Here is a 24,274-nt window from a genome sequence, read left to right as displayed (position 1 = left end):
GGAATCATCTTCTAGTTGCTTAACCTCTTTTTTTATTGTGTCCTTGACATAGGTGCCAGATTAGTTATCGGTCATCCTCTTTTTAGGCTGTCTATTTTTTAGGCTATAACAGGGGTTGACGAACATAAGAAGTTGCAGGCTAACAAAAGGGGAGCACCACACTCACAAAAGACAGGTTCAACTTCCAAAAGGCGCACGAAATAAAGCAGGAACCCACAAAACAGCGCTGCGCCCGCGCATAAGATGCCGTTAACTCACAAACGCATCGAATGTTATCAAGAGGATTGAAGAGCAAGGTGTTCTGACTCCCTCGGGAAAAGCATGTGTCCGAAGATCCAGCTGGGAAGCCAGAGTCTTGTTATTTAAATATTTTAGGATCGCCTTCGGTCAGATGATCCACCCCACCATTCGACGTTGCGAAGTGATGGGATGGAGGAAGTTTGAAAGAGAGGATCTTTGCCTTCCTTTTTTTGTCTTATATAGTCCTTCAAGACAGCGAAAGCGATGTTGCCAAGAAGGGCGATGGCAACCAGGTTAACAATGGCCATAAGAGCCATAAATAAGTCCGCAAGATCCCAGACTAAAGTGACTTTTGTGACAGCACCAAAAAGTCCCATAGCTAAGACTAAGAGGCGATAAAGATTAAGAAAGGCCTTATTTTTTGTATAGTATTGAATATTTGATTCGCCATAGTAGTAATTGCCAATGATAGAACTAAAAGCAAATAAGAAAATAGACACAGCAACAAAAGAACTGCCCCATCGTCCTAATAAGGTGTTCATAGCCGCCTGGGTTAAAGCAATCCCGTCACCATTTGCTTCGCCTAGATATTCACCCGAAATAAGGATCATAAAGGCTGTAGCACTACAGATTAACAAAGTATCGGTGAAAACACTCAATGTTTGCACGAGTCCTTGCTTAGCGGGATGACTTACTGTCGCTGTAGCAGCAGCATTGGGAGCACTCCCCATTCCCGCCTCATTGGAGAAGAGACCGCGTTTGATCCCATTCATCACCATAGCTCCAATTGTTCCGCCCGCCATTGTTTGAAGGCCAAAAGCATGACTAAAAATAGTGCTGATCATGTCTGGGATTTCTGCTATATGTGTGATTAATGTATAAAACGCAACAGCGATATAAATAATGGCCATAACAGGAACAATAACGCCAGTGAAAGTGGCGATCCGCTTGATCCCACCAAATATAATTAAGGCAGTAAGGATTAAAATTATGATGCCAAACATGAGACGATTCCAATGAAAGGATTGTTTGAACGCAACCGTTATGGTATTAGACTGGACGGCATTAAAAATGAGTCCATAAGTGATAGTAATAAGAATTGAAAATAATAGAGCCATCCATTTAGCATTAAGTGCCCTTTCGATGTAATAAGATGGCCCACCACGAAAGGCGTCTCCTTCCTTCACCTTATAGACTTGTGCTAACGTACTTTCAACAAAGCTTGTGGCTCCTCCAATAAGTGCAACAATCCACATCCAAAATATAGCACCGGGACCTCCAACGCCGATCGCCAAAGCAACACCAGCCATATTTCCTGTACCGACACGCGAAGCCGTGCTTATCGTCCAGGCTTGAAAGGAAGAGACGCCTTTTTTATTTTCACTGACGTCATCTTTAATAACCCGGAACATTTCAGCAAATAAGCGAAATTGAACAAAGCCCGAACGAATACTGAAGTATAGACCAAGGCCTAAGAGTAAAATGATTAATACATAGCTCCAGAGATAGCCATTAATAAATTCCACTGCTTGTTGAATAAGTGCCATTATTTCACCTCGTTTACTCATGATCATATGTACACTATAGGATAGTTATTTTTTATAACGTCAGCGTTATAACTTAGCGGGAGACCTTATTAGTGCAATTTTGGCTTTCGAGATTAAGGCTTGGCGATAATCTTAGTGTGTGTGCGAAAGAATAAGCCATCGATGCAATAAAAAGATCGGTAGAAAATGGGCGTGACGTTTTTAGCCGATCGACCTTAGTGGTCTCAGCCAACTTGGGAATGGTTTATCTGTGTGTTCCAAAAGTATTTACGATTAAAAGTCCCTGTTCCTGCGTCTACGCGTATCGCTTCGTCGTCAGCTTTCCCGGAACAACTCGACGTTTTACTCGTGAAGTCACGCTGGCCCCGTTCCCGAAGGACACTAGTTTAGGCACCCGTGAGTCAGCGGCGCTGAGGAACACACTGAGTATAAGTGTTCCGAATCTCGCGCCTTCCGTTCCGATCAACGGAGTTGCTGCAGTTGCCTTTTGGGATTAAAATCTTATTCCGTGTTTTAATAAGGACTGGGCATGCTTTTCGCCCGGTTTTTCTTAGCATCATCTCTTCTTCGTGTGAGATTTGCGTCTAAGAGCTATAAGGTAGGGATGGGAAGGTCCTAAAGCTAATGAAAAGAATAACGCCGTAAAGTGTATGAGGTCATCCGTCACCATTTCTATGAATGATGATGGATGACTTTTATCTTATTTTTTTCTTTTAACCTCTGTTGCTTGAAACCCCGGTTTCGCTTGAAGGGTGTACTGCTCATCTAAATTCTGAGCTATTTCAAGGTCATCACCTTGTCCGGCTGATCGTTTTGCATAATGAGGTGTTTGTGGCAGTGTTGACGTATTTTTATCTCGATTTCCACGAGTGTTTCCCATTTTCATATCCTCCTTTTTCTACACTCTTATCATGGTTTATTTCTCAGTGATTATCCGTGATCCTCATAATGTGACATAAATTGGATATTCTCTTGAAAATCTAATAGTATTATGATAATTTGGATTATATTATAATTGAATTGCAATTTTTACATCCATGTTAAATAGAAAAAATATGAAAAGAACACAGGGGGAAGTATGACGGGGTTTGTCACAAAATCAGGAGCTAAGTTTATTTTGACTGCCATTATTATCATTTTTGCAGGATCACTTCCAAAGCTTTTCGTAGGAATATCCTTTGACTTTTCTGCTTACTTAAAAGAAATTCATAATGTTTTGAGCGCTATGATTCATCCATCTGAATTGTTTTTTTATACACAGCCAGAAGTTACCAAGCCTATTTTTCCATATTTATGGCATCCGTTTTTTTATTCCATGAAAATATTTTTTGGTTCCTTTTTATTGGCGCTTTTAATTGGACTTATTTTTTCATATTTCACCTTTTTTCTTCCGAGACGGTTGCGGAAGGTCATCAGTGCGATTGTTTTTATTGGAGAGTCTTTACCTGACTTATTTGTCATCATAACGATACAGTTGTTGATTGTATGGTTTTATAAACAGACTCATATTCTTCTTGCCAATGTTGGTGGGATGGGGGATCATTACGTCTATCTTTTGCCGATTATTTGTTTAGCAATATTGCCTAGTTTTCTTTTTTATCGTGTAATTCTTCTTGCTTGTGAGGACGAGCTTGGAAAGGATTATATTGACATGGCGCGCAGTAAGGGCATACGATTGCCCGCACTTTTAATTCGCCACGTGTTGCGAAATATGTTGACCAGTATTTTTTTTCATTCTAAAACGATTATTTGGATGCTGCTGTCTAATCTGCTTGTGTTTGAATATTTGTTTAACATTCGTGGGATTACCATGTTTATGTATGAGTATCCTGAGCCTCTTATTTTCACGATTTGCATGTTGATGATCTTTGTTCCGATTTTTCTTTTCTTTATGATCGTCCAATTACTGATCCAATGGTTTACAGGGCAAAGGGTGGTGGTTTGAGTGATAAAGGCTTTACTTAAACAACCTTTATTTATGATGGGCTTCTTGTTCGTTGTCATTCTCATAGCGGCCAGCTTCTATTATCAATTTAAATATCATAACAAGTTGCCACAAACGACACTTCTTTATGATGAAAATGGAAAATTGTTAGGAGCGCCTCCGTTTTCACCTTCAGAGGTTCCTCCCTTTGGCACTGATAGAAGTGGGTTTAATATGGGAATCAAACTATTAATAGGAGCAAAATGGACGCTAGGGGCTGCGATCCTTATCGCCTTTGTGCGTATGGGATTGGCTTTCATTCTTGGTCTTTTATATGGTAATTATCTCTTTCGGTTTAAACGCATTTTTACTGCCATTGTAGATAGCCTTACCGTGATTCCTTTAACGTTATTTGCGTACATCGTTTTGAGCAGTGTCTTAGTAATGGACAGCTTTACAAGTACTTTTAAATATCCTTTGTGGGAGAGAGCAGGGTTTGAAGGCTTGTTTTTAGCGGTTGCTGTTGTTCCGGTGGTCAGTGTCTTAATTGGAAATGAAATTGGCACACTTTATAAAAATGAGTATATTGATTCGGCGAGAATTTTAGGTGGGAGTCGTCTGCATTTATTTTGCCATCACATTTTGCCACATCTTCTTCCAAAATTATTTGTTATTTTTGTTCAGCAAATCATTCAAGTGATGATTATTATTGGTCACCTTGGATTTTTAGGTTTATTATTTGGTGGGACTATGAAATTTCAACCTGGAATGGCACTTCTCTCTTCAACGCAGGAGTGGGCAGGACTTATTGGCGTCAATAACAATATCCAGTCTATTAGCATTTATCCTTGGCTTGTCATGGGTCCCATTATCATGATGACCCTTGGCATAATAGCTTTCAATTTTATGCTGGTAGGTCTTCAAAAGGCGCTTGAGGCCAATAAAGTGGTTAAATTAAAAAGAGGGGTTCGGTTAGAAGGGACAGTGAATAAGGATTTGCGAGCACTTGAGCCCTTTAGTTTTGTGACACCAAGAATCGATGAGTCATAGGAGTTTACTCCATACTTATTCTCGTGTATAATTGGAAAAGTTGAAGAGATCAACATGAGGCTTGCAATTGTCCACTAGAGATGGTATAGTGAATGAAGAATTGAATAGCGACGAACAAGAAGAGGCGCCCAGCTTCTCACCTGATCGACGAAAGTTGACTGGTTAGTGATGAATAAATCGTTAAGCGTGGGCGTTTGCCTGCGCTTTTTTATGCCATTAAACCATTCTTTGTTTATTTGCTATCAATAGGCTGGACTTTAAGTCTTGCTCAAAACTATTTGGAGGTGGCTCGATATTAGCAAAGATATGTTTGTCAATGAGTCCATTCGTGCGAAACAAGTTCGCCTTATAGGTCAAAACGGGGATCAACTCGGAATTAAAACTAAGTTTGAAGCATTAGATTTGGCTAGAAATGCCAATCTTGATCTTGTCCTTGTTGCGCCAAATGCCAAACCGCCAGTGTGCCGTATTATGGACTATGGTAAATATCGCTATGAGCAGCAAAAGAAAGACAGAGAAGCACGTAAGAATCAAAAGGTCATTAATTTAAAAGAAATTCGTTTGAGCCCTACCATTGAAGAACATGATTTTAATACAAAATTGCGTAATGCGATTAAGTTCCTTTCCAAAGGCGATAAGGTTAAAGCATCGATTCGATTCCGTGGTCGTGCGATCACTCACTCTGAAATTGGTCGTAAAGTATTAGAGCGTCTTGCTGAAGAGTGTAAAGAAGTTGGTGTCATTGAAGCTAAGCCGAAAATGGAAGGTCGTAGCATGTTTTTAATTTTAGCACCAACGAATGAAAAGTAATTGACAGGAGGACTACTACCCATGCCAAAAATGAAAACACATAAAGGCGCAGCAAAGCGTTTTAAAAAGACTGGAAAAGGTAAATTGAAGCGTAGCCATGCTTTTACTAGCCATATGATGCGCAACAAATCACAAAAACAAAAACGTAAATTGCGTAAAGGTGCGATCGTATCTAGCGCAGACGAAAAGCGAATCAAAAATTTAATCAATCAATAACATCTCGTTTAATAATCAAAACATTAAAGTCTAAAAAGAGGATAAACAGGATCAAGAAGTTCGAGGCGCGGCCGTCTTGAGGAACAGAGCGTATAGTATACGTGAGTACCGGAAAGGCAACGCAACAAAGAAATTCGCTGATCAAGTTTACCGCATTTCAGGAGGTCATTACACATGGCAAGAGTTAAAGGTGGTTACGTGACGCGTCGACGTCGCAAGAAGGTTCTAAAACTTGCTAAAGGTTATTACGGTTCAAAACATAAATTATTTAAAGTTGCTCAGCAACAAGTCTTCAAATCCTTACAATACGCATACAGAGATCGTCGTCAGCGTAAGCGTGATTTCCGCAAGCTTTGGATTGCGCGTATTAATGCGGCTGCTCGTACAAACGGGATCTCTTATAGCCGTTTAATGCACGGTTTGAAAGAAGCGGGCATTAATGTTAACCGTAAAATGCTTGCTGATCTTGCAGTCAACGACCAACAAGCGTTTTCTCAACTTGCTGAAAAGGCAAAACAAGCCATTAACGCATAAGACACAAATCGGATCATTCTTAGAGTGGTCCGATTTTTACATATAAGGTATTTTTAGGGAGAAATTAAAATGTTGAATACCTTGGACCTAATATTAGTCCTTTATCTGGTTCTCATCAATGGTTATGGCTACGTAATGATGGCTGTTGATAAACAGCGGGCTATTCATAGAAATTGGCGAATTTCAGAGCGCCATTTGTGGCTATCCGCGGGGTTGGGTGGTGTTTTGGGCGTGTTTATTGGCATGAAGGTGTGTCATCATAAGACACGCCATCTTTCCTTTCGTATCGGTGTCCCTCTCCTGATTTTATTCCATCTCCTTTTATGGGGAGGACTCTTTTTCGAAATCGGGAAGTAGTGCTTTCATAGGGTGCTCCCAAAGGATCTCTGCCTCAGGATAATGGATGTTTAACTGTCGTTCGACTTCATACAGATCATTTGTTGTCCAGAGGTAAAGCGCGGAGTGAGCAGAAATAAGTGATAGTCGGATCGCTTGAACAGTATAATGGCGATCCAGGATGTCTCCATTCACACCATAAGTGCATTCCCCTTTAAAAGCCACGTCTTTATAATGAAGTGTGAGATGACCTTCATTTGCAGTTAGGGAGAAGAGAGGCTTCAGGTCAACGTTGCTTACAGGTTCTTTTTTTGTATAGAGAATAAAAGAATAAACAAGGCAGCAGAGCGCTGCAAAGATAACCATGATTAAAAGGATAGTCATTGGGCATCACCTACTTAATGTATACGATAACCAAAAGAAAATGTTTCAGCAAATGAAAAGGAGAGGGGATTCATATGAGTTGGCTAAATGCGTTATATCACGTGCAACAACAGCTCGATCACCACATTCAATCTCAGCATGGGCTTCTAGGTCACAATTTAATCGAAGAAAAGACCTTAGCTTTTTTAGTGGAGCTAGGGGAATTGGCGAATGAGACGCGTTGTTTTAAATTTTGGAGTGTGAAACCTGCCTCATCACAAGACATCATTTTAGAAGAGTATGTTGATGGAATCCATTTTCTACTGTCACTTGGTATTGATTTAGGCTTTACAGACGTGTCTGCGATTGAAGATGTAGAAGTGGAAGCTGAACAAACGGCGACAGCGCAATTTTTAACGGTGTATCAATTAGCGACACTTTTTAAGGAAGACACTTCTTATGAACAATATCTCGCGCTCTTTGCTGAGTTTTTAAAACTAGGAGCAGTGCTAGGTTTTGATGCTGCAGCTATCAAGGAAAGTTATTTTAAAAAGAATGAAGTTAATTATAAGCGGCAACAGGAAAAATATTAAGTGGGTGCGAAAAGATTGTGACAATACCTACAATTTTGTATAATAGTTTCGAAAGGCGAAATAAATGTATGCCATGCTGTGTAGGATGGTCTCAGCTCGATACATAAAAGAATGAGACAAGCAGGATGTCGACATAATAACAGGGAAAAGGGAGGATTCATAATGGCAGAATTAGAACCAAGATTACAAATGCTTAAGGAGTTAACTGACGCAAAGGGGATTGCAGGCAATGAAGCCGAGCCTCGTGCGGTCATGACAAAATACATAGAGCCTTATGCTGATGAAATTACACAGGATGGTTTGGGGAGCTTAATTGCCAAGAAAGTCGGTAAAGAAGGCGGCCCTAAAATTCAAGTCACGGGTCACTTAGATGAAATTGGCTATATGATTACTCAAATTGATGAGAAAGGCTTTCTAAAGTTCCAAACCGTAGGGGGTTGGTGGGAACAAGTGATGTTGGCCCAACGCGTCTCTGTTGTGACGAAAAAAGGTGTATTAGCTGGTGTTGTGGGTTCAAAGCCACCACATATTTTACCTGCTGAAGAGCGCAAGAAGCCTGCGGACAAAAAAGATATGTTCATTGATATCGGTGTCGCAAGTCGTGAAGAAGCGATCGAAGCCGGTGTACGACCTGGTGATTTTGTTGTTCCCGTATGTGACTTTACGGTCATGGCGAACCCTAAATATCTGATGGCAAAAGCATGGGATAACCGTATTGGTTGTGCAATTGCGATTGATGTCCTTAAAGAATTAAAAGATGTTAAGCATGATAACGTGGTTTACGGTGTCGGTTCTGTCCAAGAAGAAGTCGGTTTACGTGGAGCACAAACGTCCGCACAATTGATTCAACCAGATATTGCCTTGACTGTGGATACAGGGATTCCAGGAGATACTCCAGGTATCTCAAGTAAAGACGCTAGTGCGAAAATTGGTGACGGACCACAGATTATTATCTATGACGCTTCCATGGTTGCGCACAAAGGGCTTCTTGACTTTGTCACCGGTGTCGCTGACGAACAAGGGATTCCTTATCAATTAGAAGCGATTCCTGGTGGTGGGACGGATTCAGGAAAAATCCACCTAACCGGTAAAGGGGTTCCTTCGATCTCAATTACCATTGCAACACGTTACATTCACTCAGCAGCTTCAGTCATCCACCGAGATGATTACGAAAATGCTGTCAAACTTGTCGTCGAAGTGGCTAAACGCCTAGACGCAGAAAAAGTAAAAGAAATTACCTTTGGATAATAGGGAGAGGTTCCCAGGGACATGGGGACAGGTTCCTTGTCCCAGCTATTAGAAGTCTACCTCAAGTGGGGTAGGCTTTTTTACGTATAAGACGAGATAAGCTGACGAGATGTGGTAGAAAGTTTTTTGAAGAGGACTCGTTGGAAACCAAATTTTCTAAAATGTATAAAACGCCTGGTTATCTGGACGGTGTGGATTTCCGCTCCAATCTACTTGATACTGACGAAGCATTTTGGTAAAAAACATTTTAATGGTCAACTGAATGAGGACTAGGCATGCTTTCCGCCCGGTTTTTCTTATTGGAAAAAATTAAATGATAATTTCGTATCTATTGAACAATTCGTAAAATAATTGGGCTTTTATGCTAAAATGAAAATGGTGAATGGACGTGCACATAGTAGAAGGAAAGAGGACTAAAGTATGGGAGGGATGGGGTGGAAATGAGTATTCTTAATCGCATGAGTGAGAGTCAGAATAAAAATCAATTTTCTGGTAGCCTTCTTGTCAAAAAAAATAATAAAGTTTTAGTAGAAGCACATTATGGTTTGGCCCATCGCTCTGAACAGATTAAAAATAACGCCTTGACAAGATACGGCATCGCTTCGGGGTGCAAATTGTTTACAGCGATAGCCATTTGTCAGCTTGTCGAGCAAGGAAAACTCGGCCTTGATACAAAATTAACAGATTGCCTTAATGTGTTCTTCCCTTACTTTGATGAAGCGATTACAGTTCATCATCTTTTGACGCATACGTCTGGCATTCCCGATTATTTTGATGAAGAAGTGATGGATGATTTTGAGGAATTGTGGCTTAAGCACCCCATGTATTCTCTACGGAGTTTAGAAGACTTCTTGCCACTCTTTAAGGACCGACCGATGACATTAAAAGTGGGTGAACGGTTCCGTTATAATAATGCAGGTTATATTTTACTTGGATTAATTATAGAACAAGCTAGTCAACAGCCGTTTTGCGATTACATTGAAGAAAATATCTTTCAAAAAGCAGGTATGGTCAGCTCGGGTTATTTTGAATTTGATTCACTTCCTAAAAATACTGCGCTTGGCTATATCGATCTTCCTGATGGGACTTGGAAGACCAATATTTACTCGCTGCCTGCAAAAGGAGGATCAGATGGTGGGGCTTATGTCACCGTTGACGATATGACCCGCTTTTGGGATGCACTCGTAAATGATCATTTACTCAGTAAAGAATATACTCATAAGTTACTTACCCCATACATTCGAACAAAAGATGACGAGAGTAGCTTTTATGGCTATGGTCTGTGGATTGAGAAATATAAGGAGGCCATTTTTAAATTTCATCTTATGGGCTATGATCCTGGCGTTAGTTTTCATTCAGCTTTTTATCCTAATTACGACGTTAAGGCTGTGGTATGTTCTAATAAATCAAGCGGGGCTTATGACATGATGATGGAAATTGAAAAAGAATTAGCAATGTTGTTTTGAACTTGAGAACGGCGGCTAGGAGGAGGGGGGAATCATTTGAGCATTGATTATTTTATTTTTAATTCTATGCCTGATGATGAGGTTTTAAACGAGATTATAGCATTACATCAAGTTATTCTTGGTTCTTCTGATGATTTATTAACTAAGATGGCCAGTAAACCGCAATTATTAGTGATGACTGCGATGAGTGGTAAAAAAGTGATCGGATATAAGATTGGATATGAACTTGATTGCCATAAATTTTATAGTTGGCTAGGCGGGGTAGATTCACGTTATAGAAAGCAGGGAATTGCTTCTGAGTTAATGAAAAAGCAACATCACTATTTAAAGGATAATGGCTATAATGTTGTTCAAACAAAAACAATGAATAAATGGCGCCATATGTTGGTTTTGAACATTAAACATGGTTTTGATGTCATTGATACTTATCCGGATGAACAAGGATTACATAAAATTATACTTGAAAAGAAATTATTCAACTAAACCCGACCACGGAATGTTGTTTTAGAGAAAAAACCATCGATCATAAGAAACTCTATTTAGAAAACTCATTTTAAGGAGGAAGATGTTAATGAACAGAATAGACTTACTCACAAATATGCTGGATACGACGTTCGATAAGGAAAGTTGGTATGCACCGTTCAAACCGGCAATAGAAGGACTCACCGCAGAACAGGCAAGCTGGAGACCAGCAGGAGAGGCAACCAAATCCATTTGGGAAAATGCGAATCATCTTATCTATTATAAAGAGAGACTGGTCGCAAACTTAGAAGGCAGTGAATGGACACATCATCTTGATGGCGATGAAACCTTTTATCTTACAGACCAAGTAAATGAGGATAAGGCATGGAACGCAGTTGTTGAACGTGCCGAAACGGTTCAACAAAGATTAAGACAAGCGTTCAGTAAACTAACGATTCAAGAGCTTGAACAAGATTCCCTTGAAAAAGAACTTTTAGACATCTTGCTTCACGATGCCTATCATACAGGACAAATCATTCAATTGAGGAAGATGCAAGGAGCTTGGCCGGCCCAACGTTGATGGGTAAACCTGATTCATAGAATGTTAACCTTATCAACGGAGATGAAGTGATGAAAAGATTAGTGATTATGACCGTAGGTAAAACCCATAGCGGGAAAACGACTTTTGCAAGAGCTTTAGAAAAAGCCTTAAAACATTCTTTTGTTCTGGATCAAGATAATCATGCTGAATTTATCAATACCTTTTATAAGAATCTACTACCAGAAAAAGGCGCAAACACGCTTAAACATGCCCTTTCAAAGTTGATTGTTGATTATGCGAAAGAAAACACTGATTTTCATTTTATCATTTGCAATGCCAATCGCAGTCGAAAAGGACGACGATACATGCTTGAAGAGTTGTTTAATAAAGAGGCCTTTCTTCGCATTTTGGTTCATTTTGATATTCCGGATCATGTCCTTCAAGAACGGGTAAGAAAGAGCGAACGCAATACCAATATTTTTAGAGGGGCTTATTCCTCTTTTCAAGAAGTGCTCATTTGTCAACAGGCCGAATCACTAAAAGAAGATGTCACGGCCCCTATAGAAGGCGAAGCAGACTATTTATTTACTATCCGTGACAACACAGACGCCGATATTGTGATAAAAAAAATAGTTCAGATTGCGGAAGGGATATGAGTGAAGTTCACAAAGCGATAATTTAAAAATGACAATCGGTTTTCAAAAACTGTTCCCGAAGGACTCCTAGTTGAGGCACCTATGAGTAAGTGGTGCTGGCTACATGCTTTTCATGAAGAGTTCCGAATCTCTCGCTTTCTGCTCCCGTTCACTTAATTGCCGAAGTAGCCTTGAGGTATGAAAAAACTTTTTCAATGTCTAAATAAGGCCAAGCGCTCTGGCCCGTTTTTAAAAGAGTGAAACAAAAAAGAGAGGAGGAGATTCCTTTGTCAAAGGCTGTTTCATTGACAGGGATGGAACGATTGGAGGGACAGATAAAGTCGTTTATCCTGGAGAAATTGAATTATACCCTTTCGTAGAGGACTCATTAACGCTATTAAAAAAAGCAGGAAATTTGATTTGTTCATTTACAAATCAGTCTGGGATTTCAAGAGGAGAAGTCACCAGTGAAGAATATGAACAAGAACTCAAAGGATTTGGCTTTGATAGAGTTTATCTTTGTCCACATCAACATCATGAAGAGTGCCGCTGTCGCAAGCCATCAATAGGGATGTTACTTCAAGCAGCAAAGGAAAATAATTTGGATTTAAAAGATTGTGTTGTCATTGGTGACAGATGGACAGATATGCTTGCAGCCAGCGAAGTAGGCTGTCTTAAAATTTTAGTGATTACTGGAGCAGGAAAAGAAGCCTTAAATAAATATCAAAATCATGAGTATTTTGGTCAATGGTCGATGGTTTCTCCTGATTTTGTTGCTCGTGATTTTCAGGAGGCTGCCAATTGGGTCCTTTCTCGATAAAGTTCAGACTCGTTTGCCTAAAGGGTACGTAGATGAACACCAGCACTGCGATGGTCCAATTCATCGAATAAGATGCAAGGTCATTTATAGGAGGGAAAATGATGACTGAAGATTTCTATTGTGAGGAAGTATTCAGCGGTAAAACACAGGTAAATAGAGTTTTGGAGACTGACAATGTGTTAGCTTATCATCATACAAAGCCAGCTTACCCTGTACATATTGTAGCAGTCCCTAAGAAACATATTGCCTCTTTAACAGCCTTGGAAGAGAGTGATAACCCATTATTACTTGAACTCCTCGGCGTGATTAAAAAAGTGGCTCAACAAGTAACAGCAGAACATGGGGCTTGTCGGGTGATTACAAATCTAGGGCATTATCAAGATTCGAAACATCTTCACTGGCATATCGTGTCTGGGAAATCGATTAAATAAGCCGTCTGCCATGTGTTTTGGTGGGCAATTTGGGATTAGTGGTTCCCTTTTAATTAAAGATAAAAGGAATAATATAAAAACTTTACGGAGGGACTATGCAAACGTTTATTTATATGATACGACATGGTGAATCACCAAAAGAGGGGAATGAAAGAACAAGAGGGTTAACTGAAAAGGGAAAATTAGCTGCTGAACGGATAAAGGATCGGTTAAAAGCAGAAGGCATTGATGCCATTATTTCGAGTCCATACTATCGTTCAATTTTAACCGTTCAGCCCTTAGCGGATTCCCTAGGACAAGAGGTATTCATTTTTGAAGATCTTAGAGAGAGAGTATTTTCCTCTGATGCTGAGCGGGTTCCTGATCAGGCATTGAACCCACTACTAGAAAGGTCCTTTTCTGATTTTAATTTTGCGCTAGAGGGCGGCGAGTCTAATGCGGGCTGTCAAAAAAGGGCTGTAAACGTTTTACAAGACCTGTTAATAACTTATAGGGGTAAAAAAGTTGTCATTGGCACTCATGGAGCTGTGATGACTTTGATGATGGGATATTACGATAGCTATTATGATTTAGATTTCTTACATCGTACTTCCAAACCCGATATATATAGAATGACATTCGATGACCAGAAATTAGTGGGTGTAAAAAGAATAGGGGAATAGGGTATCACTCACTTTTTTAAAATGTAATGGCTTCTAATAGAGGTGAAATCAAAGCGGTGCTTATTCGTAAAGGTTAATGAACAACAAAGGGCAAAACTATAATATAAAGGATTGATTTTTTGAGCCTATGGAGTTGCTTCAATTTAAAAGATGGAGGGTACAAGAAGCTATCTTAAATGTACTCTGAGTGTGTATAAAAAAGAGCTTGAGTCTAACTCTAAGCTCTTTTGCACATCTAGAAATAAATATTCGTTTTTCCTTCTAATCCATCACTAACTGATCCGAATGGCTTTTTTTCTTAAACTCCTTTTGCAAGAGAATTTATCATGGCTTTACGTTGCTGTTCATCAGATTCATTCCAAATAATTTCGAATAAGACACCAAGACCAGGTAACATTTTTTCCTGACCGTCTTGAATGGCATCGACAATAGTATCGCGAAGTTGAGCTTCATCGTTATCAGAAATATTATGCTTCACGGCATTACGAATATTGATATCCACAATACAGCACACTCCTTTACTTTTGACTATAGTATTTGGTTATCTCGCTAAAAATATGTAAAATAGAGAACATAACTTATGGGAGTGAAAAGAGGTCAATATGAACGTTCAATACATACAATCTACTCAAAATAAAAAATTCAAAGAGTGGCGCAAGCTTTTAAAAAGGCGCGGACGGGAGAAAGCGGGGTTTTATCTTATTGAAGGTCCTCATCTCGTCGAAGAAGCCCTCAAAGACCCTGATGTCGTACAAGAGCTGCTTTTAAATGGGGATCAGGATGTTGTGTTTGAGCTTTATGACGATATTGCAGTGTATCAGCTTGAAACGGATCTATTTAAGGAGCTTTCAACGACGGAAAATCCTCAAGGGATGATAGCAGTTTGTAAAATGAAAAGCATAGAGGCGCCAAAAGAGGTAAAGCGGGTGCTGTTGTTGGACGCCGTACAGGATCCAGGGAATTTAGGAACATTAATTAGAACCGCGGATGCGGCGGGTCTTGATGCAGTTTATTTAGGCGATGGTTGTGTGGATCAATATAATGAAAAAACTTTGCGCAGTGCTCAAGGCTCACATTTCCATCTTCCCGTCATCCGTTTAAATTTATTTGAAGCGATTGTTCAATTGAAGGCACAGGCGATTCCTATTTATGGGACCTCACTCACAGGAACGGAATTATCATCGGACCTTCGCCAAAGTCGCTTTGGCTTACTTGTCGGCAATGAAGCCAATGGGGTGCATCCTGATCTTCTAGATCAAACCGATTTTTCTATAAAAATTCCGATCTACGGTCAAGCCGAATCTCTTAATGTTGCAGTGGCCGCTGGCATTTTAATGTACTATTTGCGAGGACTTTAAGGATTGAGGGCGTCAACTGCTCAGTTTTCACCAATTCCTGCTCCATAAAATAGGATATAGTGATATTCACCTATGAAGGAGTGGTCATGATGTATCCACAATATCCTTATTACTCCAAGAAGGCGGTTACAAAAGAGCAACCGATAGCTTTTCCGCCTCAGCATCAAGAAAGGCAACCGGGTATAGAATCACTAATGAATCCACGGCCCATTATTGAAAATCCTGAAGTAAAGGGGAGCCATAAACTAAAAAATAAAGTCGCTATTATTACAGGGGGTGATAGCGGGATTGGCGCAGCGACGGCTATCGCCTTTGCGAGGGAAGGGGCCAATCTTGTTATACCTTATTTTAGTGATTATGAACAAGAAGATGCCGAACGGACCAAAAAACGTGTGGAGGACTTTGGGCAGCGTTGTGTCTTAATGACAGGGGACCTTCGTGATCCTCACCATTGCCAAAAAGTCGTGCAAACCGCTGTAGACACCTTTGGTAAACTCGATATTTTAGTGAACAATCACGGGGTACAATTTCCTCAAAAAAGCTTATTAGACATTTCAATCGAACAATGGGATGCCACTTTTAAAACAAATATTTACGCCTTTTTTTATATGTCTAAAGCGGCGCTACCACATCTTAAATCAGGAGATGCCATTATTAATACGGCCTCAGTTGTAGCCTATGAAGGGAATAAACAGCTGATTGATTATACTGCCACAAAGGGCGCTATTGTTGGGTTTACCCGAGCTTTGTCACATAATTTAGCGGATAAAGACATCAGAGTCAATGCAGTGGCCCCAGGATCCATCTGGACACCCCTTATCCCTTCGAGCTTCTCAGCTGAAGATGTGGAGAAGTTTGGACTAAATGCCCCAATGAAACGGGCGGCACAGCCATTTGAACTTGCACCTGCTTATGTGTATCTGGCATCGGATGATTCAAGGTATGTCTCAGGGCAAGTCATCCATGTGAATGGTGGCATTATGGTGAGCTCTTGAGTAAAGCAGTGCTTAAGTTTGATAAAGTGTAAAAAGAAAAAAACTCTACTTATCACGCTGAACGTTCGATTTTTAAATCATTTGGAGGGGTGAGCCCCCTTCTTTCCATTCTCGTGCTACAAAGTAAGAGAATGCTTATCATTGAATACTTTTCAGCTGAAGCCTATACTGAGTAACAAAAAATGACAGAAAGGATGGTTTAAGTTGGGACAGGATATCAAAGGGAAAACGGCATATATTACAGGCGCAAGTAGCGGCATTGGACGGGCAACAGCATTGGAGTTGGCTAAAGCGGGGGTTAACGTTGGGTTAATCGCTCGTACAAAAAGCAAATTAGAAGCCGTCGCTGAGGAAATTGAGTCTATTGGTGTGAATGTCAGCTTCTCTTCTACAGATATTGCTAATATGGAAGCTGTCCATCACGGCATCGCTTATCTAGAAAAAGAGCTTGGGCCAGCTGACATACTTATCAATAATGCCGGAATTGGGTGTCATGGCCCCTTTTTAGAAATTGCCCCTGAACAGTGGAAGCATACATTTGAAGTCAATGTTTTTGGTACATATCATGTGACACGTGCTGTTTTACCACAAATGATTGAGAAAAACCGTGGGGATATTATTAACATCTCCTCAAGTAATGGCCTTAAAGGAACAGCGGGTTCTACTTCTTATAGTGCTTCGAAATTCGCAATCCAGGGGATGACCGAAGCGCTTATGCAAGAAGTGCGTCGGAACAACATCCGAGTCTTTACACTGAATCCAAGTCTTGTAGCGACAGAACTCGCATTTGGGGACAGCCTTGCCGAAAAGAATAAAGAAAAGTTTATGCAGCCCGAGGATCTCGCCGAATATATGGTTTCCCAATTGAAGCTTCATCCACGTATTTTTATAAAACAGTCCTTGCAGTGGGCAACTAATCCATTTTAATTGAAGAGAATGACTCAATTTCAACTTTTAAATGTGAAGAGCAAATTAAGGGACCAGTATAGTTTAATGGTACTCTACTTTTTGAACCTTATTAAGAATAAGTCCTAGGGGATATGTCTTAATAGTGAAGGAGGGTGAGATTATGAGGGTGGGTGAAAAGCATACATTATCATGGCTTGTTCTTATTGTTTTCTTAGCTTTCGGTACATATGGCTGTACCAAAAAAACAACTTCTTCTGCTGAGGATACATCCGTCCATAAGATCCAACGCGCAACAAATGCCGTAAAAGATTTATTTGTAAAATCAGATTGGGATCATTTAAATACGGCAAGAATCAAGGATACAACGACGCAGAAACAGATTGATTATGCGGCCAAACTGACTTCTAAGATCAAGCCCAAAGAAAAGAATGACACCAATTCAGTGTTTGGTCTTGGACTCGCCTTGTCACTCGCTAATGCTCAAAAGCAATTGGATGAAAGAAGCCAAAAGGGTTCAACAAACGCCACACAGGAAAAATCTAAAAATGAGGGACAAAAAGGAACAGAGGCAGAACAAAATCAACAGCAACCGCCGACCTATATTCCCAAAAAAACGGATGTTGTGTTAAAAGATCATGTTTTGAAAAATGAAAATCGACTTGAAGATTTTATCACAAAAGCGAGTCAGAACAATGAAAGTGAACTAAGAGTCGTAAAGTATGTGAATCAACAAGGGGTTTTGATTTATAATTTGAAATCAAGATATGATAAAAATGCCAAAGAAGGTTGGATTGAAGTTCACCCAGATTTGAGTCACTATATAAAACTAAAGAATGAAGCACAAGATACTTTTAATAATGCCCCCCAGCAATGTGGAAGTATATCAAAAGATAACGACCATGGCTATTATGTATTAAAGGAATGTAGAACAAATTGGGAATATCAGTTACTCCCCATTCCGAATAGTGACAAAGGGTAAGGTCCTTTTTAGAATAGCTGTAATAACCATGGAAATTTATTAATACGGAAACTTGTATTAGGGATAGGGGGACTATCGCGCATCGTTTGTCGCTGTTTATATAGGTTGCAACGTAAACAGCTTGCTATTGATTAAGATATGACATCCGTGTCAAGTCCTATTTTTGATATATTTGAATAGGTGGATTATTCATAATAGAATGGGACCTGAGGGTGTGATAGACACTCTAACCTCCTTTAGGAAGGAGGTGGTAAGTGATGGAAGAGATTGTGATACTTCTTACGTCTTCGGTTAATTTTACAGTTGCTGTTATGAATCTAACAGTAGTGCTGTTAACAAAGCGTAAAAAGAAAAAGAACCTCCACCGTCATCACCAGTGAAAGTTCTAAACATCCCAGAAGGGGCAAGCCCCTTCTCTCCATCATCTTATGTTTATCATACCCTTTTTATTCTAAAAACTCAAGTGGGGGAATAAAAATGCTGATTTTGACCCTGTGTATTTCTGTTATTGCATTCATTCTTTCTATCATCACTTTGAGTCTTATTATTAAAGACCGCAAAAATTAATTGATTGAAGGCGACCACACTTTTATACATAAATTAAGGTCTTATTAGATTTCACTTAAAATATAAGAATGTAAGAAAGGGTTTTGGTAGAAAAATTTGTCTTCTTTGATTTGGATTTGTCGGAGGCCAAGTTTTTCTCAAGTCCATTTTTTCTCATGATGTTGCAGAATAGCTGATATTTCTTTATACTTACAGTAACGAATAGAAGAACTTGTCATGCGTTGAAGGAGAGTAGTACTGACGAAAGCCTCCATTCAGGGAGGATGTGTCCTGATTGAAAGCACATCTATGGCGGCACGCTAGGAATTCGCTCTGGAGCAATCATCCGAAAAGACTGCTAATGAAGGAAAATAAAAAAAGAAGTTGGCTTTTAGAATTCTTATTTTATTTTCCTAGGTAAAGGATGGATCGGCACCGCCCGTTATCCGGTTTTTAAGTGAGCGATCCTATTTGATCGTTAACAAGGGTGGTACCGCGGAGCCTCGTCCCTTTTTTGGGGGCGGGTTTTTTTGCGTCAGCATTTATAACTTAGCGAAAGCCCTTATAAGCGCAACTTTGGCATCAAGCCAAGTTTTCTACTGTTCCTTTTACAGCGTGATGTTCTCCGTTAATAAAAACAAAACCGATGTCAATAAAAGCCGCTCCGCTTTTTGAAGATAAGGAGGAAGAAAATGAAAGACAAATTAGAGGCTCTAAAAGAGGAAGCCTTGGTAGCCGTCCAAACGGCGAGTGAGCCTAAGCAACTTCAAGATGTAAAGGTGAAGTATTTAGGAAAAAAAGGACCAATTACAGAGGTGCTTCGCGGGATGGGCAAGCTATCCGCTGAGGAGCGTCCAGTGATTGGACAGTTAGCCAATGACGTTCGCGAGGCGATTCAAAGTGCGATTACCGAAAAAGTAGAAGCACTTGAGAAAAAGAAGATTGAGGAACGTTTAGCGAGTGAAGCGGTGGATGTGACACTTCCGGGTCGCATGGTCCAACAAGGCAATCATCATCCGCTTACTGCTGTCATTGAAGAAATTGAAGACTTATTTATCGGTATGGGCTTCTCAATTGCAGAGGGACCAGAAGTAGAGAAGGACTATTATAATTTTGAGGCCTTAAATCTTCCAAAAGATCACCCGGCACGGGATATGCAGGATTCCTTTTATATTACAGAGGATATTTTGCTGCGAACACACACCTCACCGGTTCAAGCACGCACCATGGAAAAACATCATGGACAAGGCCCAGTGAAAATTATCTGCCCGGGAAAAGTCTACCGCCGGGATACGGATGACGCCACGCATTCCCACCAATTTATGCAAATTGAGGGTTTATATGTTGATAAAAATGTCCGCTTAAGCGATTTAAAAGGGACTCTCACGGTGTTTGCGAAAAAGATGTTTGGTGAAGACAGGCAAATTCGCTTGCGTCCAAGCTTTTTCCCCTTTACGGAACCGTCTGTGGAAATGGACATTTCTTGTTTCCGTTGTGGTGGCGAGGGGTGCTCGGTTTGTAAGGGGACAGGCTGGATTGAAATTCTCGGTTCAGGGATGATCCACCCTAATGTCTTACGGATGTCTGGATTTGATCCGGAAGTCTATACGGGATTTGCTTTTGGTATGGGACCCGAGCGTATCGCTATGCTTAAATATGGCATTGATGATATTCGCCAGTTCTATACGAATGATCAACGGTTCTTAGAACAGTTCAAACGGGCATAAAGGTGGTATAAAAAAATGTATGTTTCTTATAATTGGTTAAACGAATATGTTGATTTAACAGGTGTTACCCCGCAGGAACTTGCCGAAAAAATAACGAAGGCAGGTATAGAAGTTGAACATGTTACGTTTCTTGGTGAAGGGATTCGTGATGTTGTCGTCGGCTATGTAGAGTCTTGTGACAGGCATCCAAATGCCGATAAGCTCAACGTTTGTCAAGTCAATATTGGTGCAGAGGAAAACGTGCAAATTATTTGTGGAGCTCCCAATGTTGCGGCTGGACAAAAAGTCGTTGTTGCCAAGGTGGGTGCTGTCCTTCCAGGGAATTTTAAAATTAAAAAAGCTAAATTACGCGGTGAAGTCTCCCAAGGGATGATTTGTTCACTTCAAGAACTCGGCATTGAAGATAAGTTTGTTCCGAAAGAATTTGCGCATGGCATCTACGTTTTAGAAGAAGAGGCAGAAGTGGGGGCCGATGCCCTACCTTATCTCAATCTTAATGATTACGTATTAGAGCTTGATATTTTACCCAACAGTGCGCATTGCTTAAACATGATTGGTGTCGCTTATGAAGTGGCTTCCATTTTAGATCGCGATATCTGCTTACCAAAGCCAGAACTACATGAATCGCGGGTTGAAGCAGCATCTAAAGTTTCTATTGAAGTTGCCGATCAAGACAAGGTGCCTTTTTATGGTGCGCGTATTGTTGAGGGCATAAAGGTCGGTCCATCCCCACGTTGGTTGCAACAGCGCTTGATGGCGGCAGGTGTGCGTCCGATTTCTAACATTGTCGATATCTCTAATTTCGTCATGCTTGAGTATGGTCAGCCGCTCCATACGTTTGATTTCGATGCCTTTGGTTCTGATCGGGTGCTTGTTCGCCAGGCTGAAGAAGGTGAAAAGCTCACAACGCTCGATGATACGGAAAGAACGCTCACAAGCGAAGACCTTGTGATTACGAATGGGGAAAAAGCTGTTGCCATTGCCGGTGTGATGGGTGGTGCAGATTCTGAAGTGTCCGACACCACTCAGACGGTTCTTCTAGAATCCGCTATTTTTGATAGCCTTTCGATTCGCCGGACCTCTACGCGTTTGGGACTTCGTACGGATGCAAGTAGCCGATATGAAAAAGGGATTGATCGCAATCGTGCAGCAGATGCAGCCGCTCGGGCAGCAGAGCTTATGGAACAACTTGCTGGCGCGACGGTCTTAAAAGGCATCGTGCATGAAGGGGCAGTGGAAGTTCCACCTTCAACGATTGACATGCCTTGGCAAAAAATCAACCACGTGCTGGGCACCCAGTTACTTGAAGAAGAGATTTTATCTGTTTTCCGCCGCCTACGATTTGGAGCCAAGATTGAAGGAGATACCCTTCACGTTGCTGTACCGACAAGACGTCCTGATGTGACGATTCCTGAGGATTTAGTTGAAGAAGTGGGACGGACGTATGGCTATGACCATGTGCCTGCCACTCTTCCAGAGGGTTCAAGCACTACAGGACAGCTTACAGACTATCAGCTTAAACGTCGCAAAGTTCAACGCTTAATGGAAGGGGCAGGTCTGTATCAAACGGTGACGTATTCTTTAACCACCGAAGAAAAGGCGCACCTGATTTCAAGTATTGATGAGCAAAAGCATACGCCTGTCCGGTTAGCGATGCCGATGAGTGAAGAGCGCGCTGTTCTTCGCGTCGGGCTTATTCCTGAACTGCTAGAGGTGGTCCGTTACCATCTTAATAGGCAAATGCCTAACATTAAAGTGTTTGAGATGGGCAGAGTCTTCCATGCTGATGAAGAAACTCTAACGGATCTACCAGAGGAAAAAGAACATCTTGTTGGGGCGTTAACCGGGACGCGTGAGGATTCGGGTTGGTATTCTAAGCAGCAAGCGATTGACTTTTTCACTGTCAAGGGAATTATTGAAAGGCTGTTTGATGCTTTTGATCTTACTGAACGCGTGAGTTATGAAGCGGCGGACCGGGAGGGAATGCATCCTGGTCGAACTGCTAATGTCCTATTAGATCATGTAGTTGTTGGCTTCTTAGGGCAAATTCATCCAACACTACAAAACGAACTCGATTTAAAGGAAACCTATGTATTTGAACTGGATATTGAAACGATTTTAAACGCTGAGAATGAAGCTTTAAGTTACACCCTTTTGCCTCGTTATCCGGCGATGACGCGGGACATTGCCTTGGTTGTCGATGAAGCAATCACTTCAGGCCAGCTTGTCCAAGTGATTAAGTCCACTGGGGCCCCACTTCTTAAGGAAGTCAAGCTGTTTGATATTTATAGAGGGGAGTCTCTTGGAGAAGGTAAGAAATCAATGGCCTACGCCCTGAAATACCTAGATCCTGAGAAAACCTTAACAGATAAAGAAGTTGAAAAAGTACATCAGAAAGTGCTTGAGGCCTGTGAAACTCAGTTGGGTGCTGTGTTAAGAGGATAAATGTTGGTATCCCCCTTGCCTAAGGTAAGGGGGATTTTAATAGGGTTTAAAATAAGGAATTAGAGTGACCAATGGTTATTTTTTTAATAGTCCTTGCAATGAAGGACGAGTCTATCAAAATGAAAGAGAGAAAGGAGGATCATTATGTGTTTGATCACTTTTGCATATAATATGCACTCCAGTTATTCCCTTGTGGTGGCATCCAATCGTGATGAATTTTATGGCAGACCAACGGCTACTGCTCATTTTTGGGAGGACCATCCTGTGGTCTTGGCTGGTCGAGATTTGCAGATGATGGGGACATGGATGGGTGTGACAAAAACTGGGCGTTTTGCTGCCATTACGAATTACAGAGACCCATTTGCTGAAAATAAAAAGGTACGCTCGCGTGGCGAATTAGTCAGTGATTTTTTGACCAGCAGCATACAGCCAGAAGATTATATGAAAGAAATAAGTGCCCGCTCTCAAGAATATAATGGCTTCAATCTCATCGTGGCAGATTGTTCTTCACTTTATTACTTTTCCAATAGAGAGGAAAAGATCCGTAAACTTGATGCAGGCATTTATGGTTTAAGTAACGCCTTACTTGATACACCTTGGCCAAAGGTAGAAAAGAGTAAAAAACGGCTAAAAGAATGCCTAGAATCAAAAGGGGATATTGATGAAGAGGCCCTTTTCCAACTGCTTGCCGATGAACGTAAAGCGGAAGTGACCGAGCTTCCAGACACAGGTATTGATCACAAGCTAGAACACTTGCTTTCTTCAGCCTTTATTCAGAGCCAGGATTACGGCACACGCACATCCACTGTAGTAACAATAACAACAGAGGGACACCTTTCTTTTAGAGAACGGACTTTCATGCCAGAGCGAAAGAACATTGCATTTGACTTTAAGATACAAGATAAAGCGACTCAGTTCTGAACCATTCACTTCAGACAGCAATAGAAAATAAAACTTTACCTGCTCTTTGAAAAACTGTCTTTTAAAGGATTGTTGCTTTTATCAAGAATGAAAATGGAGTAGTTGAAGGAAATTGCGACGTCAATCATAAAACACCGCTACGGAAATACACTCCGCTTTCCGCGGGCGGCTGGTGAGCCTCCTAGCGCTCCGCAAAATACCGGGGTCCCCGAAAAACGCTTTTTGTTTTTTGGGGTGAAATAGGGGTCTCACCTTGGCCCCTGCTCCCGCAGGACTAAGGAAGGCGACTAGGAGAATAATCCTCGCAGAAAAATCGTGTTTTACGATTTTTTGAGTCTCCGTGTATTTCCTTCGCTAGCTTGGGTGCATAGCAAAAAAAAGAAATTCATTGAATTAATTCCTGTGAAACCGCTCAAAAAGCTTCGATTGCCATCAAGTGGATTGGAGCGAAAGGCGCTCTGGCTCCTTCGGGAACGGGGCCAGCGTTACTTCACGAATAAACTTCGAGTTGTTCCG

The 24,274-nt window shown here is 40.9% G+C and carries 25 protein-coding genes, 1 pseudogene and 1 other annotated feature; of the genes and pseudogenes, 22 read left to right on the top strand and 4 right to left on the bottom strand.

All coding sequences use genetic code 11. The features are described 5' to 3' along the window. Window positions 1–371: 371 nt before the first annotated feature. Together IEV91_RS19895 and IEV91_RS19890 are read right to left on the bottom strand one after the other, a co-directional pair. Window positions 372–1,787 (bottom strand): alanine/glycine:cation symporter family protein, encoded by a 1,416-nt coding sequence (locus tag IEV91_RS19895; protein WP_188499180.1) that lies wholly within the window; start codon window positions 1,785–1,787, stop codon window positions 372–374. Window positions 1,788–2,487: 700 nt separating this feature from the next. After that, a complete protein-coding gene (locus tag IEV91_RS19890; protein ID WP_188499179.1) occupies window positions 2,488–2,667 on the bottom strand; it encodes a YfhD family protein in 180 nt (59 codons plus the stop codon). A 198-nt stretch (window positions 2,668–2,865) separates the two neighbouring features. On the opposite strand from IEV91_RS19890, the gene IEV91_RS19885 reads away from it, so the two are divergent. The 6 genes from IEV91_RS19885 to IEV91_RS19860 all read left to right on the top strand — a co-directional run bounded on the left by IEV91_RS19885 (window position 2,866) and on the right by IEV91_RS19860 (window position 6,678). Further along, window positions 2,866–3,732, top strand: coding sequence for an ABC transporter permease subunit (locus IEV91_RS19885; RefSeq protein ID WP_188499178.1), 867 nt, complete (start codon window positions 2,866–2,868; stop codon window positions 3,730–3,732). Further along, on the top strand, window positions 3,733–4,761 hold the full coding sequence (locus IEV91_RS19880; protein WP_188499177.1) for an ABC transporter permease subunit: 1,029 nt from the start codon (window positions 3,733–3,735) through the stop codon (window positions 4,759–4,761). Between the two features lie 306 nt (window positions 4,762–5,067). Further along, complete coding sequence (infC, locus tag IEV91_RS19875) at window positions 5,068–5,571, top strand: translation initiation factor IF-3 (protein WP_188499185.1); 504 nt, start codon at window positions 5,068–5,070, stop codon at window positions 5,569–5,571. A gap of 21 nt (window positions 5,572–5,592) precedes the next feature. Next, complete coding sequence (gene rpmI / locus IEV91_RS19870) at window positions 5,593–5,787, top strand: 50S ribosomal protein L35 (RefSeq protein WP_188499176.1); 195 nt, start codon at window positions 5,593–5,595, stop codon at window positions 5,785–5,787. A gap of 174 nt (window positions 5,788–5,961) precedes the next feature. Beyond that, entirely contained in the window at window positions 5,962–6,321 is a 360-nt protein-coding gene (gene rplT, locus IEV91_RS19865) for a 50S ribosomal protein L20 (RefSeq protein WP_188499175.1), read from the top strand. Between the two features lie 69 nt (window positions 6,322–6,390). Continuing rightward, on the top strand, window positions 6,391–6,678 hold the full coding sequence (locus tag IEV91_RS19860; RefSeq protein ID WP_188499174.1) for a DUF1294 domain-containing protein: 288 nt from the start codon (window positions 6,391–6,393) through the stop codon (window positions 6,676–6,678). Here IEV91_RS19860 and IEV91_RS19855 read toward each other — a convergent pair. Continuing rightward, window positions 6,643–7,041: a hypothetical protein gene (locus IEV91_RS19855; RefSeq protein WP_188499173.1), complete on the bottom strand. Its 399-nt coding sequence runs from the start codon at window positions 7,039–7,041 to the stop codon at window positions 6,643–6,645. The two genes, IEV91_RS19860 and IEV91_RS19855, sit on opposite strands and share 36 nt — an antisense overlap. 74 nt (window positions 7,042–7,115) lie before the next feature. On the opposite strand from IEV91_RS19855, the gene IEV91_RS19850 reads away from it, so the two are divergent. The 9 genes and pseudogenes from IEV91_RS19850 to IEV91_RS19810 all read left to right on the top strand — a co-directional run bounded on the left by IEV91_RS19850 (window position 7,116) and on the right by IEV91_RS19810 (window position 13,878). Further along, window positions 7,116–7,613, top strand: a complete 498-nt coding sequence (locus IEV91_RS19850; protein WP_188499172.1) for a dUTP diphosphatase — start codon at window positions 7,116–7,118, stop codon at window positions 7,611–7,613. Between the two features lie 162 nt (window positions 7,614–7,775). Continuing rightward, window positions 7,776–8,861, top strand: a complete 1,086-nt coding sequence (locus tag IEV91_RS19845) for a M42 family metallopeptidase (RefSeq protein WP_188499171.1) — start codon at window positions 7,776–7,778, stop codon at window positions 8,859–8,861. Between the two features lie 434 nt (window positions 8,862–9,295). Continuing rightward, a complete protein-coding gene (locus IEV91_RS19840) occupies window positions 9,296–10,327 on the top strand; it encodes a serine hydrolase domain-containing protein (protein WP_229745670.1) in 1,032 nt (343 codons plus the stop codon). Between the two features lie 36 nt (window positions 10,328–10,363). Then, window positions 10,364–10,810 (top strand): GNAT family N-acetyltransferase, encoded by a 447-nt coding sequence (locus IEV91_RS19835; RefSeq protein ID WP_239541229.1) that lies wholly within the window; start codon window positions 10,364–10,366, stop codon window positions 10,808–10,810. Window positions 10,811–10,898: 88 nt separating this feature from the next. Then, window positions 10,899–11,369: a DinB family protein gene (locus IEV91_RS19830; protein ID WP_188499170.1), complete on the top strand. Its 471-nt coding sequence runs from the start codon at window positions 10,899–10,901 to the stop codon at window positions 11,367–11,369. Window positions 11,370–11,419: 50 nt separating this feature from the next. Beyond that, window positions 11,420–11,986 carry an ATP-binding protein gene (locus IEV91_RS19825; protein ID WP_188499169.1) on the top strand — a complete coding sequence of 189 codons (567 nt, stop codon included), beginning with the start codon at window positions 11,420–11,422 and terminating at the stop codon, window positions 11,984–11,986. A gap of 280 nt (window positions 11,987–12,266) precedes the next feature. After that, a pseudogene (locus tag IEV91_RS19820) lies at window positions 12,267–12,785 on the top strand (HAD-IIIA family hydrolase); the annotation flags it as partial. A gap of 98 nt (window positions 12,786–12,883) precedes the next feature. Beyond that, the gene (locus IEV91_RS19815; protein WP_188499168.1) at window positions 12,884–13,216 is read left to right on the top strand and encodes an HIT domain-containing protein; all 333 of its coding nucleotides are present in this window, start codon (window positions 12,884–12,886) and stop codon (window positions 13,214–13,216) included. A gap of 95 nt (window positions 13,217–13,311) precedes the next feature. Beyond that, entirely contained in the window at window positions 13,312–13,878 is a 567-nt protein-coding gene (locus tag IEV91_RS19810) for a histidine phosphatase family protein (RefSeq protein ID WP_188499167.1), read from the top strand. 298 nt (window positions 13,879–14,176) lie between these two features. On the opposite strand, the gene sspI is transcribed toward IEV91_RS19810, so the two are convergent. After that, window positions 14,177–14,380, bottom strand: coding sequence for a small acid-soluble spore protein SspI (gene sspI, locus IEV91_RS19805; RefSeq protein ID WP_188499166.1), 204 nt, complete (start codon window positions 14,378–14,380; stop codon window positions 14,177–14,179). Window positions 14,381–14,480: 100 nt separating this feature from the next. Here sspI and IEV91_RS19800 point away from each other — a divergent pair, with 100 nt between their 5' ends. The 7 genes from IEV91_RS19800 to IEV91_RS19770 all read left to right on the top strand — a co-directional run bounded on the left by IEV91_RS19800 (window position 14,481) and on the right by IEV91_RS19770 (window position 23,758). Then, a complete protein-coding gene (locus tag IEV91_RS19800; protein ID WP_188499165.1) occupies window positions 14,481–15,236 on the top strand; it encodes a TrmH family RNA methyltransferase in 756 nt (251 codons plus the stop codon). A gap of 89 nt (window positions 15,237–15,325) precedes the next feature. Further along, complete coding sequence (locus IEV91_RS19795; RefSeq protein ID WP_188499181.1) at window positions 15,326–16,231, top strand: SDR family oxidoreductase; 906 nt, start codon at window positions 15,326–15,328, stop codon at window positions 16,229–16,231. A gap of 204 nt (window positions 16,232–16,435) precedes the next feature. Then, the gene (locus IEV91_RS19790) at window positions 16,436–17,158 is read left to right on the top strand and encodes a 3-ketoacyl-ACP reductase (RefSeq protein ID WP_188499164.1); all 723 of its coding nucleotides are present in this window, start codon (window positions 16,436–16,438) and stop codon (window positions 17,156–17,158) included. A gap of 142 nt (window positions 17,159–17,300) precedes the next feature. Then, the gene (locus IEV91_RS19785; RefSeq protein WP_188499163.1) at window positions 17,301–18,119 is read left to right on the top strand and encodes a hypothetical protein; all 819 of its coding nucleotides are present in this window, start codon (window positions 17,301–17,303) and stop codon (window positions 18,117–18,119) included. Between the two features lie 779 nt (window positions 18,120–18,898). Further along, window positions 18,899–19,179 (top strand) — a binding site (T-box leader). Between the two features lie 178 nt (window positions 19,180–19,357). Further along, window positions 19,358–20,392, top strand: a complete 1,035-nt coding sequence (pheS, locus tag IEV91_RS19780; protein WP_188499162.1) for a phenylalanine--tRNA ligase subunit alpha — start codon at window positions 19,358–19,360, stop codon at window positions 20,390–20,392. A 15-nt stretch (window positions 20,393–20,407) separates the two neighbouring features. Continuing rightward, window positions 20,408–22,837 carry a phenylalanine--tRNA ligase subunit beta gene (pheT, locus tag IEV91_RS19775; RefSeq protein ID WP_188499161.1) on the top strand — a complete coding sequence of 810 codons (2,430 nt, stop codon included), beginning with the start codon at window positions 20,408–20,410 and terminating at the stop codon, window positions 22,835–22,837. A 144-nt stretch (window positions 22,838–22,981) separates the two neighbouring features. Further along, complete coding sequence (locus IEV91_RS19770; protein ID WP_188499160.1) at window positions 22,982–23,758, top strand: NRDE family protein; 777 nt, start codon at window positions 22,982–22,984, stop codon at window positions 23,756–23,758. The last annotated feature ends 516 nt before the right edge of the window (window positions 23,759–24,274 follow it).

Source organism: Pullulanibacillus pueri (assembly GCF_014639255.1).
Taxonomy (GTDB): Bacteria; Bacillota; Bacilli; order Bacillales; family Sporolactobacillaceae; genus Pullulanibacillus; species Pullulanibacillus pueri.
Note: the sequence above shows the minus strand (reverse complement) of the source record. Positions and strands in the feature narration are given on the sequence as shown.